This is a genomic window from Ensifer sp. R1-3, from assembly GCF_056739175.1.
Window position 1 is genome coordinate 99,561 of sequence record NZ_CP096515.1, and the last position, 16,087, is coordinate 115,647.

General features: G+C 64.1%; 15 protein-coding genes. 12 read left to right on the forward strand and 3 right to left on the reverse strand.

All coding sequences use genetic code 11. From position 1 onward, the window contains the following. Nucleotides 1–44 precede the first annotated feature (44 nt). A complete protein-coding gene (locus tag M1D43_RS00485) occupies nucleotides 45–737 on the reverse strand; it encodes a GntR family transcriptional regulator (protein WP_028009938.1) in 693 nt (230 codons plus the stop codon). 123 nt (nucleotides 738–860) lie between these two features. Between M1D43_RS00485 and M1D43_RS00490 the strand changes: the two genes are divergently transcribed. The 5 genes from M1D43_RS00490 to M1D43_RS00510 all read left to right on the forward strand — a co-directional run bounded on the left by M1D43_RS00490 (nucleotide 861) and on the right by M1D43_RS00510 (nucleotide 6,497). After that, nucleotides 861–2,228, forward strand: a complete 1,368-nt coding sequence (locus M1D43_RS00490; protein ID WP_153314573.1) for a glutamine synthetase family protein — start codon at nucleotides 861–863, stop codon at nucleotides 2,226–2,228. Further along, nucleotides 2,225–3,538 carry an NAD(P)/FAD-dependent oxidoreductase gene (locus M1D43_RS00495; RefSeq protein ID WP_107608260.1) on the forward strand — a complete coding sequence of 438 codons (1,314 nt, stop codon included), beginning with the start codon at nucleotides 2,225–2,227 and terminating at the stop codon, nucleotides 3,536–3,538. Before M1D43_RS00490 ends, M1D43_RS00495 begins: the two co-directional genes overlap by 4 nt. Nucleotides 3,539–3,723: 185 nt before the next feature. Continuing rightward, the gene (locus M1D43_RS00500) at nucleotides 3,724–3,873 is read left to right on the forward strand and encodes a hypothetical protein (RefSeq protein WP_027993103.1); all 150 of its coding nucleotides are present in this window, start codon (nucleotides 3,724–3,726) and stop codon (nucleotides 3,871–3,873) included. A 151-nt stretch (nucleotides 3,874–4,024) separates the two neighbouring features. Continuing rightward, nucleotides 4,025–5,458, forward strand: coding sequence for an aldehyde dehydrogenase family protein (locus M1D43_RS00505; RefSeq protein WP_153314571.1), 1,434 nt, complete (start codon nucleotides 4,025–4,027; stop codon nucleotides 5,456–5,458). A 148-nt stretch (nucleotides 5,459–5,606) separates the two neighbouring features. Continuing rightward, nucleotides 5,607–6,497 carry a DMT family transporter gene (locus M1D43_RS00510; protein ID WP_033048142.1) on the forward strand — a complete coding sequence of 297 codons (891 nt, stop codon included), beginning with the start codon at nucleotides 5,607–5,609 and terminating at the stop codon, nucleotides 6,495–6,497. A gap of 5 nt (nucleotides 6,498–6,502) precedes the next feature. Here M1D43_RS00510 and M1D43_RS00515 read toward each other — a convergent pair whose 3' ends face one another. Both M1D43_RS00515 and M1D43_RS00520 read right to left on the reverse strand, forming a co-directional pair. Beyond that, nucleotides 6,503–7,681, reverse strand: coding sequence for an aminotransferase (locus M1D43_RS00515; RefSeq protein WP_153314569.1), 1,179 nt, complete (start codon nucleotides 7,679–7,681; stop codon nucleotides 6,503–6,505). Between the two features lie 45 nt (nucleotides 7,682–7,726). Beyond that, nucleotides 7,727–8,794, reverse strand: coding sequence for a LysR substrate-binding domain-containing protein (locus M1D43_RS00520; RefSeq protein ID WP_017264593.1), 1,068 nt, complete (start codon nucleotides 8,792–8,794; stop codon nucleotides 7,727–7,729). Between the two features lie 192 nt (nucleotides 8,795–8,986). On the opposite strand from M1D43_RS00520, the gene speB reads away from it, so the two are divergent. The 7 genes from speB (at nucleotide 8,987) to M1D43_RS00555 (ending at nucleotide 16,044) form a co-directional block, all read left to right on the forward strand. After that, nucleotides 8,987–10,045: an agmatinase gene (gene speB / locus M1D43_RS00525; protein ID WP_004434026.1), complete on the forward strand. Its 1,059-nt coding sequence runs from the start codon at nucleotides 8,987–8,989 to the stop codon at nucleotides 10,043–10,045. A gap of 170 nt (nucleotides 10,046–10,215) precedes the next feature. After that, the gene (locus M1D43_RS00530) at nucleotides 10,216–11,295 is read left to right on the forward strand and encodes an ABC transporter substrate-binding protein (RefSeq protein ID WP_010969978.1); all 1,080 of its coding nucleotides are present in this window, start codon (nucleotides 10,216–10,218) and stop codon (nucleotides 11,293–11,295) included. Nucleotides 11,296–11,469: 174 nt separating this feature from the next. After that, entirely contained in the window at nucleotides 11,470–12,507 is a 1,038-nt protein-coding gene (locus M1D43_RS00535; RefSeq protein WP_004434020.1) for an ABC transporter ATP-binding protein, read from the forward strand. Then, a complete protein-coding gene (locus tag M1D43_RS00540; protein WP_004434015.1) occupies nucleotides 12,504–13,358 on the forward strand; it encodes an ABC transporter permease in 855 nt (284 codons plus the stop codon). Before M1D43_RS00535 ends, M1D43_RS00540 begins: the two co-directional genes overlap by 4 nt. After that, the gene (locus M1D43_RS00545; RefSeq protein WP_003525654.1) at nucleotides 13,355–14,155 is read left to right on the forward strand and encodes an ABC transporter permease; all 801 of its coding nucleotides are present in this window, start codon (nucleotides 13,355–13,357) and stop codon (nucleotides 14,153–14,155) included. Before M1D43_RS00540 ends, M1D43_RS00545 begins: the two co-directional genes overlap by 4 nt. Beyond that, nucleotides 14,152–14,931, forward strand: a complete 780-nt coding sequence (locus M1D43_RS00550) for a carbon-nitrogen hydrolase family protein (protein WP_027993106.1) — start codon at nucleotides 14,152–14,154, stop codon at nucleotides 14,929–14,931. Before M1D43_RS00545 ends, M1D43_RS00550 begins: the two co-directional genes overlap by 4 nt. A 159-nt stretch (nucleotides 14,932–15,090) precedes the next feature. Further along, entirely contained in the window at nucleotides 15,091–16,044 is a 954-nt protein-coding gene (locus M1D43_RS00555) for a ring-cleaving dioxygenase (protein WP_153314567.1), read from the forward strand. Nucleotides 16,045–16,087: the final 43 nt, after the last annotated feature.

A 16,087-nucleotide genomic window follows, 5' to 3' on the forward strand; every position in this document is an offset into this window, starting at 1 on the left:
GCAAATCTGGGGTTCAGACCTGGTGGAGCAAATCCGAGGCTCATTTACCCCGCCAGCGCGAGCAGCTTGCCGATCGCCTGCTGATCGAAGCCGCCGATGCCCTCGCGGATGTCGGCGGCGATGGCTTGCGCCACGGCGTCCTCGTCACGCCTTCTCAGGGCCTCGATGGCCTCGCGGTGACGGTCGATGACATAGAATTCCGTGACGTGCTCCATGGCAATGCCGAGGATCGGCCCGAGCTGGAGCCAGAGGCTCTCGATGAGCGGCATGGCGACCTGATCGGGATTGGCCGTATAGATCTGACGGTGAAATTGCTGATTGGCGATCAGCGCCTGCGCCTTCTGCCCCGCGAGGATCGCGGCCTCGATCGTATCGTCCAGCGCGACGATGCGGTCTATCTGCCGGTCGGAGAGATGGGCGACGGCCCTGCGGGCGGCGTGGCTTTCAAGCGCGATACGAAGCGAGATCAGCTCCTCGAAACGCGCCGGCGTGATCCGCGGCACGACGATGCGCCGGTTCTCCAGAAATTGCAGGGCGCCGATCGAGGTCAGCTGACGCAGTGCTTCGCGCACCGGCGTAGGGCTGCTCTCCAGCGCGTCTGCGAGCCCGCGTATGGTGACGGAGGTTCCGGGGCGGAAGGCGCCCACCATGATCGCCTGCCTGAGACGCGCAAAGGCATAGTCGTGGGTCGTCATACCTTCCGGCCGATCAAGGGCGGGCAGGGCAAGGGTCTTCAAGACGGCGATTCCTCCCGCATCCAGGCGTTGGAACGAGTCGATCCTACCGACCCGGTGCAGCTTGACTTCAAAACTGTAACTATGTCAATTTCCGAAGAATGTGATCACAAAAAGAAATGCGATATGTCAATCGATGCGGACGACCCCGAAGTGTTCCAGTCCTGGCTTGAGCAGAACGGCCCGATAGAAAGTATCCAGGCGGTGATCTGCGACCTGAACGGCATCATGCGCGGCAAACGGGTGCCGGTGGAACAGGCCAGGAAGGTGCTCGGCGGCGGCATCCGCATGCCGCTCTCGATCGTCGGCGTCGACGTCTGGGGTGAGGACATCATCGGCAGCGCGCAGGTCTTTGCGACCGGCGATCGCGACGGCATCTGCGGCGTCACGGGACGAGGGGCCCTGCCGGTCAACTGGACGTCGCGGCCGAGCGCGCTGGTTCCGCTCTGGCTGTTCGTCGAGAACGGCAGGCCGTTTCTTGCCGATCCGCGCCAGGCGCTAGCGGCGATCATGCGCGAATATCGCGAACTGGGGCTGCGCCCGGTGGTGGCGACGGAGCTGGAATTCTATCTCATCGATCCCGAGCCGGACAGCGCCGTCCCGCCGATCTCGCCCTATACCGGCAAGCGGCTCGATTCCGACGCGATCCTTTCGATCGACGAGCTCGACGATTTCGGCGAATTCTTCTTCGACGTCTACAGGGAGTGCGCGCGGCAGAACGTGCCGGCCGATGCGGCGATCGCCGAAAACGGCATCGGCCAGTTCGAGATCAATCTGCTGCACAGCGACGATCCGCTGAAGGCGGCGGACGACGCGATCTTCTTCAAGCGCATCGTCAAGGGGGTCGCCCGCAAGCACGGGCTCGCGGCGACATTCATGGCCAAACCCTACGGCACCCGTTCCGGCAACGGCATGCACGTCCATTTCAGCCTGCTCGACGAGGAAGGCAACAACGTCTTCGACGACGGCAGCGACGAGGGATCGGCCGTGCTCAAGCATGCGGTGGCCGGCCTCCTGCGCGGCATGGCCGAGACGACGCTGATGTTCGCCCCGCACTTCAATTCCTACCGGCGGCTGCGGCCCGACACGCATGCGCCGACCTCGATTTCCTGGGGTTACGAGAACCGCACCTCGGCAATCCGCATCCCGGGCGGCAATCCGGCGGCGCGGCGGATCGAGCACCGCGTTGCGGGCGCCGACGCCAATCCCTATCTCGTCATCGCCGCGATCCTCGGCGCGGCGCTCGTCGGCATCCGCAACAAGTGGAAGCCGCCGGCGCCTGTCGAGGGACGAGCCTATGCGGCGGAGAAACTGCCCAAAATACCTGCCGATTGGGGGCAGGCGGTCGACGCCTTCGAGGCCGGACCGATCGCCGCCGAGATCTTCGATCCCGTGCTTCGCTCCATGCTGATCGCCTGCAAGCGCCAGGAGATAGCCGGCTTCGCCGAGCAGGTCACGGATTACGAATTCAGCGCCTACCTGGAAATCGTATGATGGCATGGAAGCAGAAATCCTATGCCGGCGACGGCAGCTACCCGGCGAGCTATTACGCCGCCTCGCGCAACATCATCCGCAATCCGGTCAAGCTGGAAGGCCGGATCGAAACCGACATCTGCATCGTCGGCGCGGGGTATTCGGGCCTTTCCACGGCCATTCATCTCGCCGAAAAGGGCTACAAGGTCACTGTGGTCGAGGGTGCGCAGGTGGGCTGGGGCGCCTCCGGGCGCAACGGCGGCCAGATCGTCAACGGCCTCAATGCCGGCCTGTCGACGATCGAGCGCCGCTACGGCGAGGATGCCGCCCGCTTCATCGGCGGCCTTGTGCAGGAAGGCGGGCGGATCATCCGCCGGCTCGTCAGCCAGTATCGGATCGATTGCGATCTGAAGCCCGGCAATATCTATGCCGCCTATACCGGAGCCCACATGAAGGAGCTCGAGGCCAAGCAGGCGCTCTGGCGCAAATACGGGATGGACGATCATCAGCTTCTCGACCGCGAGGCGCTGCGCAAGCTCGTCAATTCCGAGGCCTATTGCGGCGGCATGCTCGACACCACCGGCGGTCATATGCATCCGCTCAATCTGGTGCTCGGAGAGGCACGCGCCTTCGAGAACCTCGGCGGCGTGATCTATGAGATGTCACCGGTGACCCGTGTCGACCACGAATCGGCCCGGCCGACGGTTTATACGGACGGGGGCGAGGTTTCCGCCCGGATCGTCGTGCTTTGCGGCAACGCCTACCTCGGCGATGCCGTGCCGAAGCTCGCCACCCGCGTCATGCCGGTTTCGACCCAGATGATCACCACCGTGCCGCTCGGCGAGGAGCTTGCCCATTCGCTGATCCCGAGCGACATGTGCGTGGAGGACGTTCGCTATATTCTCGATTATTTCCGGCTGTCCGCCGACAAGCGGATGATTTTCGGCGGCGGCACCGTCTATGGCGGTACCGACCCGGCGGATGTCGTGGCAAAACTCAGGCCAAATCTCGAAAAGGTCTTCCCGCGGCTCAAGGGCGTGAAGATCGACTATGCCTGGAGCGGCAACTTCGCACTTTCCTTCACGCGCGTGCCGCAAATGGGGCGGATAGGCAGCAATACCTATTTCGCCCATGGCTACAGCGGCCATGGCGTGACAGGCTCCCACCTCTTCGGCCGCACTCTTGCCGAAGCGATCGACGGCGACGTGTCGCGCTTCGATGTCTTCGCGAAGCTGCCCTGGTATCCATTCCCCGGCGGACGGATGTTCCGCGCGCAGTATTCCACTGTCGGATCGTGGTGGTACATGCTCAAGGACGCCGTCGGCTGGTAGCCGGGGCGATCGCTCCTGGGCATCAGATTCGCTGAGAAAACCGTGTATTCCGCACTGCCTGGCAGGCCGGTTAAACGAATTTTTCATTTCTCGTTTGATCCGTGGGAAAAAATTATCTAGGAATTCGATCAAGAATATAGGAGAACAACGGCAACAGGCCAACGCCCCAACAGCGGAGAGACATAATGAACGCGACCAAGGCGATGACCCAATCCCGCTATACCGTCTACCGGGCTAGACCCGCCCGTCGTCCGACAACCAGGCACTTTACCCACGCCATCGCGGTGGCTGCAGCCTTCACTTTCATCTGCGCGCTCCTCATCGGCGCGTTCTGATTTCGCAACGGCTGCAGGTGCTCATGCGTCTGCAGCCGTTCATCGGCCGGTGCCGTTTCTTCGACACGCTCCCTTCCGCTTTTCCGCCCTTGTCCGCGTGCAGCCGCCGTCGTAGCCTTGCCGCCGGAAATCAGACGGGATGGAGGAGCGAATGCTCGACAAGCGGAAATTCTACATCGACGGCAAATGGGTTGAGCCGGCCACGCAGAACGATCTTCTGGTGCTCAATCCGGCGACCGAGAAACCGATAGCGGTCATCTCGCTCGGCACCGCGGTCGACGTCGACCGGGCGGTTGCAGCCGCCAAGAAGGCCTTCGCAAGCTATAGCCGGACGAGCGTGGAGGAACGGCTGGCGCTGCTCGAAAAGCTGCTCGCGATCTACAAGCGCCGTTACGATGAAATGGCCGACACCATCACGGCCGAACTCGGTGCGCCCAGAACGATGAGCCACGAGCAGCAGGCGGATGTGGGCGTCGGTCATCTGCAGGGCTTCATCGATGCCCTGAAGCGCCTGAAACTCAGGGAAAAGCTGCCGAATGGCGACACGCTCCTGCGTGAGCCGATCGGCGTCTGCGGTCTCATCACGCCGTGGAACTGGCCGGTCAACCAGATCGCGCTCAAGGTTGTCCCGGCGCTTGCGACCGGCTGCACCTGCGTCCTGAAACCCAGCGAGTTCACGCCGCTGAACGCCATGCTCTACGCCGAGATGATCGACGAGGCGGGCTTCCCGGCCGGCGTCTTCAACCTCGTCAACGGTGACGGCATCCATGCCGGGGCGGCGCTGTCGAAGCACAAGGACATCGACATGATGTCCTTCACCGGTTCGACCCGGGCCGGTATAGCCGTCAGCAAGGACGCCGCCGATACGGTCAAGCGCGTCACGCTCGAACTCGGCGGCAAGTCGCCGAACATCGTCTTCGCCGATGCCGATATCGAGGAGCGGGTGACCGCCAGCATTCTCGAATGCTTCAACAATTCCGGCCAGTCCTGCGATGCCCCGACACGTATGCTCGTCGAGCGCAGCGCCTATGACGAGGTCGTGGAAATCGCCAGGCGCGTCGGCATGGAGGCGAGGGTCGGCGATCCGACGAAGGATGGCTCGCATATCGGCCCGCTCGTCAGCCATATTCAGTTCGAGCGGGTGCAGGCGCTGATCGAAGCGGGCGTTGCCGAAGGCGCGACGCTGCTTGCCGGCGGCCCCGGCAAGCCGGAAGGCTTCGAGACCGGATATTTCGTCCAGCCGACGATCTTCGCCGATGTCGACAATTCCATGCGGATCGCGCGCGAGGAAGTGTTCGGACCGGTGCTTTCGATCATTGCCTTCGATACGGAAGAGGAGGCGATCGCGATCGCCAACGACACGAATTACGGCCTCGCGGCCTATGTGCAGACCCGCGACCGCGAAAGGGCGGAGCGGGTGGCGTCGCGCCTCCGGGCCGGCATGGTGCACATCAACGGCGGTCCCCACCGCTACGGAAGCCCCTTCGGCGGCTACAAGCAGTCCGGCAACGGCCGGGAAGGCGGGATGTTCGGGCTCGAGGACTTCCTGGAGGTCAAAACGGTTCACCTGCCGGATGCGGCCTGACCGATAGTCTCTCCCACGGCCGCACGTTTTCGCGTGTGGTCGTTTTTCGCCTATCGGGCGAATTCGGCTGTCGCTCGCGGCGCGGTTCTGATAGCTGGCTTGCCGCGCGCCGGTTCTGCGGCGCGCTTCCCAGCCATCGGACATCGCCGTGACCCAAGCCGCCAGTTCCGCCGCTCCCCGTAACAGACTTGCCATGGCCGCGCTCATCATCGGCGGTGCCGCCATCGGCGGATCGCCGATCTTCGTGCGTCTCTCGGAAGTGGGGCCGATGGCCACTGCCTTCTGGCGTGTCGCGCTGGCGCTGATCCCGCTGGTGGCCTGGTCCCGGCTGCGCGGCGGTGCAGCCGCGGAGAAGCCCCCGCAGTGCTTGTCCGATTACGCTCAGCTTATCCTGCCGGGCGTGTTTCTCGCCATTGATCTCGCAGCCTGGCACCTTGCGCTCACCATGACCTCGGTTGCCAATGCGACGCTGCTTGCCAATCTGGCGCCGGTCTTCGTGACGCTGGCGGGATGGGCTCTGTTCCGCTCGGCGGTCAGCGGCATCTTCCTGGCCGGCCTCGCCACGGCGATCGCCGGCGTGGTGGTCCTGAAAGGCGGTCCGGCGGCACTCGGCGGCGGCGATCTCGCCGGCGATGGGATCGCCATCGTCGCGGCCGCGTTCTATGCCGGCTACATTCTCGCCATCGGGCGTCTGCGAAGCCGCTTCAGCACCAACCGGATCATGATCTGGAGCACCGCATCGGCAGCCGTTTGCATGCTGCCGATGGCCCTGTTGACCGAGCAGTCGCTTTTCCCGCCGAGCGCCTTCGGCTGGGCCATGCTCTTCGGACTTGCCTTCGTCAGCCACGCCGGCGGGCAGGTGGCGATTACCTATGCGCTCGCTTTTCTGCCGCCGGCCTTTTCTTCGCTGACGCTGCTCCTGCAGCCGGTCGTGGCTGCGCTGCTCGCCTGGGTTCTGCTGAGCGAGCCGGTGGGCCTCATGCAGGCGATCGGCGGCGCGATCGTGCTGATCGGCATCCTGATCGCCCGCCGCGGCTGAACCACTCAGATACCCGGCAGCTCGAATCCCGCGAGGCGCTCTTCGAGCTTGAGGATCGTCGCCACGTCCGCATTGGCGAAGGCGAAGCGCAGGTAGTTTTCCTGACCCTCGCCGAAATAGTCGCCGGGCAAGCAGAGGACGCCGGCGAGCTTCGCCAGCTTCTCGGCGACGAATTGCGACTCGATATCGGGGAAGGGGTGGCGGATATAAGCAAAATAGGCGCCGACGGCCTGCAGCTTCCATTGCGGCAGCCGGGTCATGATCGTCCTCAGCGCCTCGGCGCGGGCGGCGATTTCGGCGCGATTCGCAAGCCGCCAGTCGGCAAGCGCCGGTATTGCCCTCGCGACCGCCGCCTGCGGGGAACGCGGGGCGCAGATCTGGAGATTGTCCATGATCTTGGCGATCTGCTCGACCACCTGCGGTCCGGCGGTGATCGCGCCGAGACGATGGCCCGGAATGCAGAAGGACTTCGAGAAGCTGTAGAGGCCGATGAAACCGTCCTCCCAGCCCGGCGTTCGAAGCAGGCCATGCGGCGCGGCGGCCGCATCCGGCAGGAAGTCGCGATAGGTTTCGTCCAGAATGAGCCAGGTTCCGTTCGCGCGGCAGAGCTCGTAGATGCGCTGCAGCAGTCCGGGCGGGTAGACCGCTCCGGTCGGATTGTTGGGCGAAACGAGCGCGAGTGCCCGGATGCCCGGCCGCAAGGCAGAGGCGATGGTCTCGACTTCGGGCAGGAAGCCGGCGCCCGCATCGAGCGGCGCAAGCTCGACATCGATCCCCAGCATCGCCAGTGTGGTCTCCTGGTTGAAGTAGTAGGGATTGGTCATCAGCACCGTATCGCCGGCCCCGGCGACGGCCATCGCGGCACAGATGAAGGCCTGGTTGCAGCCCGAGGTGATGTGGATGTTGCCGGCGGCGACCGCCGCGCCATAGAGCGCCGCCACATGCTCGGCATAGGCCTGGCGCAGTTCCGCTTCACCCTCGATCGCCCCGTAGCCCGTATAGGCCGTCGACGCCGCGGCTTCGCCCAGCCATTTCAGCATGTCGGGATGAGCGGGATAGCCGGGCACGGCCTGGGAGAGGTCGATCAGCGGGCCTTTTGCCCCGTCATAGGCCTTCGCCCATGCGAGCACCGAGGGTATCGGCGGCGGCGAGAGCTTTTCGACCAGGGGATTGAAATGCGGCATGGCGGATTTCCTGTTGTTGAAGCGGACGGGGTTCTCAGCCCCGCATTATGATTTGATTTTGCGCTTCTGCGGACGTTCCGGACGCCGGTTGCGCGGCGCGGAACGGGGCTGAAGGCTCTTCGGCGTGGTGTTGCGGCCGGCATCTTCGGGCTTCGACATGCGGCTGCGGATGATCGTGCGGGCGGACATCTGCAGCTCCGGCATCGGGTCGCTTTCGAGTGCGGCAAACAGCCAGTCGATGAAAACGCGGACGATCGGCGCGGCGCGAACCTCGTTGCGGCAGGCGACGAAAAAGGCGTCGTTGGCCGGAACCGTCAGGTCGAAGGGGGCGATCAGCTCGCCGCGGGCGATCAGGCTGCCGGCGGTGATCGTATCGCCGAGCGCAACGCCCTGGTTGTGGAGGGCCGCCTCGGTCGAAAGCCGCGCATCGCTCATGAAATGCTGGCGGCCGCGCTGAAAATCGATGGCGTCGGCAGCGGCGAGCCAGGTGTTCCACTCGCGGCCGTCGTCGCCATGCAGCATCACGTGGTCGCGGATATCCCGGATGGAGCGTAGCGGCCGCATGTTGAGGAGCGTCGGGCTGACGACCGGGAAAAGCTCGAGCCGGCTCCAGAGCCTCGACCAGCAGTCCTGCCAGTTGCCGTCGCCATAGAGCAGGCAGACGTCGACATCCGGGGAGTCGAGGTTCGCCTCGTCATTGGAGGCGATCAGCCGCAACTGGACATCGGGGAACTGCTCGGTAAAGAGGTGCAGGCGCGGAATCATCCAGAAGGAGAGCAATGCCGGGACGCAGGTGACGGTGAGCTCCCCGCTCGTCGCGGGCCGCGTCATCGCCGCGGTTGCCGCGGCGATCTCGGCGAAGGCATGCGTCACGGCAGGCAGGAGCAGCGCGCCCTGCGGCGTCAGCCTCAGCCGCTTGCCGCCCCGCTCGAAAAGGGGCGCGTTGAAGGAGAGTTCGAGCGCGCGGATCTGATGGCTTACTGCGCCATGGGTGACGTTGAGCTCACGCGCCGCAGCGGAAACGGAGCCGCGCCGGGCGGTTGCCTCGAAGGCGCGCAGCGGATTCAGCGGAGGCAGGCGGCTCGACAAGAAGAGGCTCCGGAGAGGCGGCATTTATGTGAATTTTTCTCACATCAAACGCTATAACAATGTCAATTGCTTTTCCAGAAGAATTGTCTCCTAATATGCGCAACAAAGGCAAAAGCCGGGGAACCTGATCGCGCCGCTTCGGATCGGCACTACGCAAGTCGTGACTTGCGGTGCATCATGTGCCAGCCCCGGCCGAACGATACGGAGGTCCGGCGCATGGCTTGGGATGAACAGAAGCTCAACGAATTGAAGGCGAAATATGGCGAGAGCCATGGCGGCGAGCTCTTCGATCCGACCTTCCGCAAGGTCGCGGACAAGATTTTCACGAAGAGCGGCACGCGGCTGGCGCCCTATTCCGGCATTCCGACATTCCTGACCGCACCCCACATGCCGGTCGATGCCGATGACCCGGATTTCGGCAATCTTCAGGTGGCGATGATCGGCGTTCCCATGGATCTCGGCGTCACCAACCGCCCGGGTTCGCGCTTCGGACCACGGGCGCTGCGCGCGATCGAGCGGATCGGCCCCTATAATCACGTGCTCGGCTGCGCCCCGGTGCATGATCTCCGGGTCGCCGACATCGGCGATGTTCCCTTCCGCAGCCGCTACCGGCTCGAAATCAGCCACGAGGACATCGAGAAGCGGATCAGCCAGATCGTCGATGCTGGCGTCCTGCCGCTCTCCGTCGGCGGCGACCATTCGATCACGCATCCGATCCTCAAGGCCGTGGGCAGGAAGCAGCCCGTCGGCATGATCCATATCGACGCGCATTGCGATACCGGCGGCGCCTTCGACCTGACCAAGTTCCACCATGGCGGCCCATTCCGCAACGCCGTTCTCGACGGCGTACTCGACCCGACACGCGTCATCCAGATCGGCATCCGCGGCTCGGCGGAGTATCTATGGGAGTTCTCCTACGAGTCCGGCATGACGGTCATACATGCGGAGGAGGTCACCGGACTGGGTATTCCGGCGATCATCGAAAAGGCGAAGAAGATCGTCGGCGACGGTCCGACCTATCTCTCCTTCGATGTCGACAGCCTCGACCCGAGTTTCGCGCCGGGCACCGGTACGCCGGAAGTCGGAGGCCTGACGACGCGTGAGGTGCTGGAGTTGATCCGCGGGCTGAAGGGCGTCAATCTCGTCGGCGGCGACGTCGTCGAGGTGGCGCCGCAATACGACACGACCACCAATACAGCCCATGCCGGCGCCCAGGTACTCTTCGAGATCCTGAGCCTGATGGTCTTCAGTCCGGCCGTTGCCGGCAAGGGCTGATGCGCGGATGAACGATCCGAAATCGATGCGCATGGCGGGCACGAGCGGATCACGATAATCTGATGCCAAATCACTCTCTTCGCTGAAGCGCAGCGGGGACAAAGTGCGCAAGGAATCAACTAGAACAAGGGAACGCGGCGCAAGCCGCCAAAAAACAAAGGAGACATGCGATGATCATCAATTCCATCAAGCGCCGCACGCTGCTCGGTGCGGGGCTTGCCGGCGCGTCGATGCTGGCGATGCCGGCAGTGCTGAGGGCGCAGGACAAGTCGCTGAAGGTCGGCGTCTATGGCGGCTACTTCAAGGACTCCTTCGACAAGAACATCTTCCCCGAATTCACCAAGGCAACCGGCATCGCGATCGAATCCGTCGCCGAGCCCACCGGCGAGGCATGGCTCGTCCAGCTCGAACAGGCTGCGCGCGCCGGCCAGGCGCCCGCCGACGTTTCCATGATGTCTCAGGTGGCGATGCTCAAAGGGCAGGCGACCGACCTCTGGACGCCGATCGACATGGCGAAGATCAAGAACGGCTCGAACCTGCTCGACCGCTTCGTCAACAAATATCCGGACGGCCGCATCGCCGGCATCGGCGCCGTTTCCTGGTACATCACGCTGGTGACCAACACCGACGTCTACAAGGAGGCGCCGACCTCCTGGCAGGCCTTCTGGGATCCGGCGAATGCCGACAAGCTCGGCCTCCTGGCACTGGTCTCCAACTCCTTCCTGCTCGAAGTGACGGCCAAGACCTTCATGGGCGGCACCAATGCGCTCGACACCGAAGAGGGGATCCTCAAGACCTTCGAGAAGCTCGCCGAAGTGAAGCCGAACGTCCGTCTCTGGTACCGCGACGAAGCCCAGTTCGAACAGGCGCTGAAGTCGGGCGAAATCCCGATGGGGCAATATTATCACGACGTGACCGGGCTCGCCGCGGCGGATGGTCATCCGGTGCGTTCCACCTTCCCGAAGGAGGGCGGCATCCAGGATTCCGGCTGCTGGGCGCTTTCGCGCGCTTCGCAGAAGGTCGAGGAAGCCCACATCTTCATCGATTACATGTGCCAGCCTGCGGTCCAGGCGACGCTCTCGCGCAAGGTCGGCACCTCGCCGACGGTCAAGCGCGAGTCCACCGATCTGACGGATAAGGAATTCGCCGCCGTCTCTTCGGACATCGAGCCGATCGTTCCGCGCTACGATCTCTACCAGACCAAGTCGGATTGGCTGAACCAGAAGTGGACGGAACTGATCGTCGGCTGAGGCCGGCCACGAGCCGCCGCCTCGGTATCCCCGGGGCGGCGCAGCCAATTGCACGGACCTTAAACCGGAAGCGGTTTAGGGATAAGCTGATGTTGAATTTTTCAAAATGTCGCCGAGGCAGCGCGTCTGACGTGGCCGGTGACATCCGCGTATGACGCGCGAAACGGGGAACATATGTCGGGACTTGCCCTTCAAAACGTCGTCAAGGAATTCGGGTCGTTCAGGGCCGTCAACGATGTCGACCTGACGGTGCCGCACGGCACCTTCGTCTGCATGCTCGGGCCGTCGGGCTGCGGCAAGACCACGCTCCTGCGCATGATCGCGGGTCTGGACCTGCCGACCTCGGGTTCCATAGGGCTCGACGGCGAGGACATCACCCGGGTTCCGACGCATAAGCGCAATCTCGGCATGGTGTTCCAGTCGCTGGCGCTGTTCCCCCACCTGACCGTCGGCGAGAATATCGCCTATCCGCTGCGCATCCGCGGCGCGCCGAAGGAAGACCAGAAGAAACGGGTCGACGAGCTGCTTTCGATGATCCACCTGTCGGGCTATGCCGACCGGCCGGTCTCGAAGCTCTCCGGCGGCCAGCGCCAGCGCGTGGCGATAGCCCGGGCGCTGGCGATCTCGCCGAAGCTCTTCCTGCTCGACGAACCCCTGTCGGCGCTCGATGCCAAGCTGCGCGAGGCGATGCAGGTCGAGCTCAGGCAGTTGCAGCAGAAGCTCGGCATCACCACCATCGTCGTCACCCACGACCAGCGCGAGGCGATGACCATGGCCGATACGGTCGTGGTCATGAACGGCGGCGAGATCCGGCAGGCTGCCTCGCCGATCGAGATCTACCGCCGGCCGGCCGACAGCTTCGTCGCCGACTTCATCGGACAGACGAATCTGATCGAAGCGGAGGCGGACACTTCGGGCCGCGTGACGGTGCTCGGTCAGCCGGTGCCGGGCCTGCAGTTGCCGCCGGGTGCGGCGAAGGCGATGCTTTCGATCCGCCCGGAAGACGTGCACCTGACCGCGCCGGGTGCCGGAGCGCTTTCCGGCACGGTGACCTTCGTGCGCGATCTCGGGGGCACGATCGAGACATTCGTCGATGTCGCCGGCCGGCAGATCGTAGCGGTCTCGACGCCGCGCGCCCGGCCGCAGGTGACGGTCGGCCAACAGGTCGGCGTCGCTCTCACACCCGATGTCTGTGTGGTGCTCGCCAGATGAGACGCGAACCGCCCCGGACCCTCGGCGACTACCTGCCGATCCTCTTCCCCGCGGGGATGCTGACGATCTTCTTCGTGGTGCCCTTCGGCACGATGATCGCAGTCAGTTTCTTTCAGCGCCAGCAGGGCGGCTTCTATACGCCGGCCTTCGTTTACGACAATTATGCCCGCTTCCTCTCGGCCTTCTTCGGCGGCGTGCTCGGCTTTTCCCTGATGCTGGCGATCGCGGTCGCCGCGTGCTGCGTCGTTTTGGCGCTGCCCTTCACCTATCTGCTCACGCGTATGGCGCGCCGGGTGCAGGTGGTGTGGCTCGTCGCACTGCTCTCCGTGCTTTCTCTCTCCGAAGTCATCATCGGTTTTGCCTGGTCCACCCTATTCTCACGCACGGCCGGCATCACCAACATCCTCGTGGCGCTCGGGCTCATGGGTGAGGCGAAGGCGCTCACGCCGAGTTTTGCCGCTGTGCTGACCGGCATGGTCTATCAGGCCTTCCCCTATACCGTGCTCGTGCTTTTCCCCGCGCTCGTGCGCCTCGACCCGACGCTGACGGAAGCGGCCCGCACGCTCGGTGCCTCGCCGCTCAGGGCCTTCTTCACCGTTGTCGTTCCGGCGCTGAGAAACACGATCACCGCCACGCTCATCATGGTCTTCATCTTCGCGCTCGGCTCCTATCTCCTGCCGCAACTTCTCGGCCGGCCGCAGCACTGGACGCTGTCGGTGCTCATCACCGATCAGGCGATCTATCAGTCCAACATGCCCTTCGCCGCGGCGATGGCGGTGTTCCTCGTCCTGGTGACGCTTGGGCTGGTGGCGTTAACCGTCATCGCAGGACGGAAGGGAGAGGCCGCATGAGCACCATTTTCCGCAAGGTCTACTTCTCCCTGATCGGGCTCTTTCTCGCTTTGCCGCTGATCGTCGTCGCCGGCGTATCGGTCAACGCCAAGCAGACGCTCGCCTTTCCCCCGCAAGGATTTTCCACATCCTGGTACGGGGAAATCTTCCTGAACCCCGAATGGCGCAGCGCGCTTGTCGCGTCGGTGACGCTCGCGCTCCTTTCCGCCGCACTTGCGGTCGCGATCGCGCTGCCGCTCGCCTGGTTCCTGTGGCGGCGCGTCGCGCCATGGGCGAACATCTTCCAGCTTCTGGGGGTCGCGCCCTTCACGCTGCCGCCGGTCATTACGGCGCTCGGTCTGCTCACCTTCTGGGCGACGGCCGGCTTTTACGGCCAGCCCTGGACCGCCGTCGTCAGCCACGCGATCTTCTTCGTGACACTGCCGCTGGTCACGCTGTCTCTCGGCTTCACCTCGATCGATCGGTCGCTGGTCGAGGCGGCCTCGACGATGGGCGCGGATGACCGCACGGTCTTCCGCACTGTCGTTCTGCCGTTGATCCTGCCCTATATCGTTTCGGGCTATGCCTTCGCCTTCGTGCTGTCGCTCAATGAGTATATCGTTGCCTACATGACCGTCGGCTTCACGATGGAGACGCTGCCGATCAAGATCTTCAACGCGCTTCGCTACGGCTATACGCCGACCATGGCCTCGGTGACGATCCTCTTCGTCACGACGGCCGCGGTCATCTTCAGCCTCGTCGCCCGCTTCGGAGACCTGCCGAAGCTGCTCGGCGCCATGTCGTCGGACGGAAAATGATGAAGCTCGCTGCCCTGCAGATGAAGAGCATTGGCGGCGACGTGGCCGCCAATCTCGCCCGCATCGAGCGGGCGGCGATCGGGGCTTCCGGCGAGGGTGCGAGCCTGCTCGTCGCCCCCGAGCTCGCAATCACCGGCTACGGCGCGGGGGAAGCCATTCGCAGGCTCGCGGAGCCGGCGGATGGGCGGATCGTTCGAGAACTTGGGCGCATCTCGCTCAAAACCGGCATCGCCATTGTGGCCGGATTCGCAGAGCAGGGAGCGGACGCCGTCTACAACAGCGCCGTCCATGTCGATGGCGATGCCGTCCCGGTTGTCTATCGGAAGTCGCATCTCTATGGCGATTACGAGCGCTCGCTCTTCACGCCGGCGGAGCCCTCGACGCGCCTGTTCAAACATCGTGGCGTCACTTGCGGCATGCTGATCTGCTACGATGTCGAATTCCCCGAAAACGTCCGTCGCCTGGCGCTTGCGGGTGCCGATGCGGTGCTGGTGCCGACGGCCCTCCCGGCCGGATGGTCCGGGACTTTCATCACCGACCACATGATCCGGACGCGCGCCTTCGAGAACCAGCTCTTCGTCGCCTATGTCAATCACTGCGGTTCGGACGACATGTTCTCCTTTGCGGGCCTCTCGCTGATAGCGTCACCGGATGGCCAGGCACTGGCAAAGGCAGGTTCCTCGGATGAAACCCTGATCATCGCCGAAATCGACCCCCAGGCATTTGCCATTTCGCGAGCGGAGAATACCTATCTCATGGACTTGAAACACGACTGATCTGCCAGATCGTTCTCAATCGGAGAACAATCTGTTCGCGTCGTCCCCTCTTTTGGAAACGCTCGGCCGGATCGATATTGTGCTCAACGGAAATGCCCGCTCTGCAGGCCCGCGCGTCTGACGCAAAAGGCGATGCAGCATAGCGATTAGGAGGCAATCATGAGCTTGCAACTGACTGGTATCCACCATCTGACCGCGATAACCGCCAATGCGCCGGAGAACCTGCGCTTCTACACGGGGACGCTGGGTCTCCGCCTGGTCAAGAAGACCGTCAACCAGGACGACACCACGGCCTATCATCTCTTCTATGCCGACGGGCAGGCGACCCCCGGCACGGATCTGACCTTCTTCGACTGGCCGGTCGGACCCGAAGGACGCGGCACGCACAGCATCTCGCGGACCGGGCTTCGGGTCGGCAGCGCCGAAACCGTGCGGTGGTGGAAGAGCCGTTTCGATGAGTTGGAGGTCGCTTCCGGTGAGGTGGCCGAAATCGACGGCCGCATCTCCCTCGATTTCGAGGACGGCGAGGGCCAGCGCTTCCGGCTCGTCGACGACGGCGGATTGGCGCCGTCCCACCCATGGGAAAGGAGCCCGGTTCCGTCCGAGCATCAGATCAAGGGCCTTGGCCCGATCACCATCAGCGTGCCGGACATCAGCAACACCGCGCTCGTGCTGACTCGTGTCATGAACATGGCCGAACTGCGGAGCTATCCGTCGCCGGATGGTGTCGGAGAGGTGCGTGTCTTCTCGATGGGCGACGGCGGGCCGGCGGCCGAACTGCATGTGGCGGTCCAGCCCGACCTGCCGGCTGCTCGCCAGGGGGCGGGCGCCGTCCACCACGTGGCCTTCCGGGCGCCGGATGTCGAAGCGCTGCACCAGTGGACGGAGCGGCTCGGCGAGTTCCGCCTGCCGTCGAGCGGCGAGGTCGAGCGCTTCTACTTCCGTTCGCTCTACTTCCGCGAGCCGAACGGGATCCTTTTCGAGATCGCCACCGACGGACCCGGCTTCGCCGTCGACGAGCCGATGGAAACCCTCGGCGAAAGCCTGTCGCTGCCGCCGTTCCTCGAACCGAAGCGGGCGCAGATCGAAGCGAGACTGAAGCCTCTCAAGTAACGGCTGCCGCTCTCGTCGGGCCGAGACATGGAGAGCCGGAAGC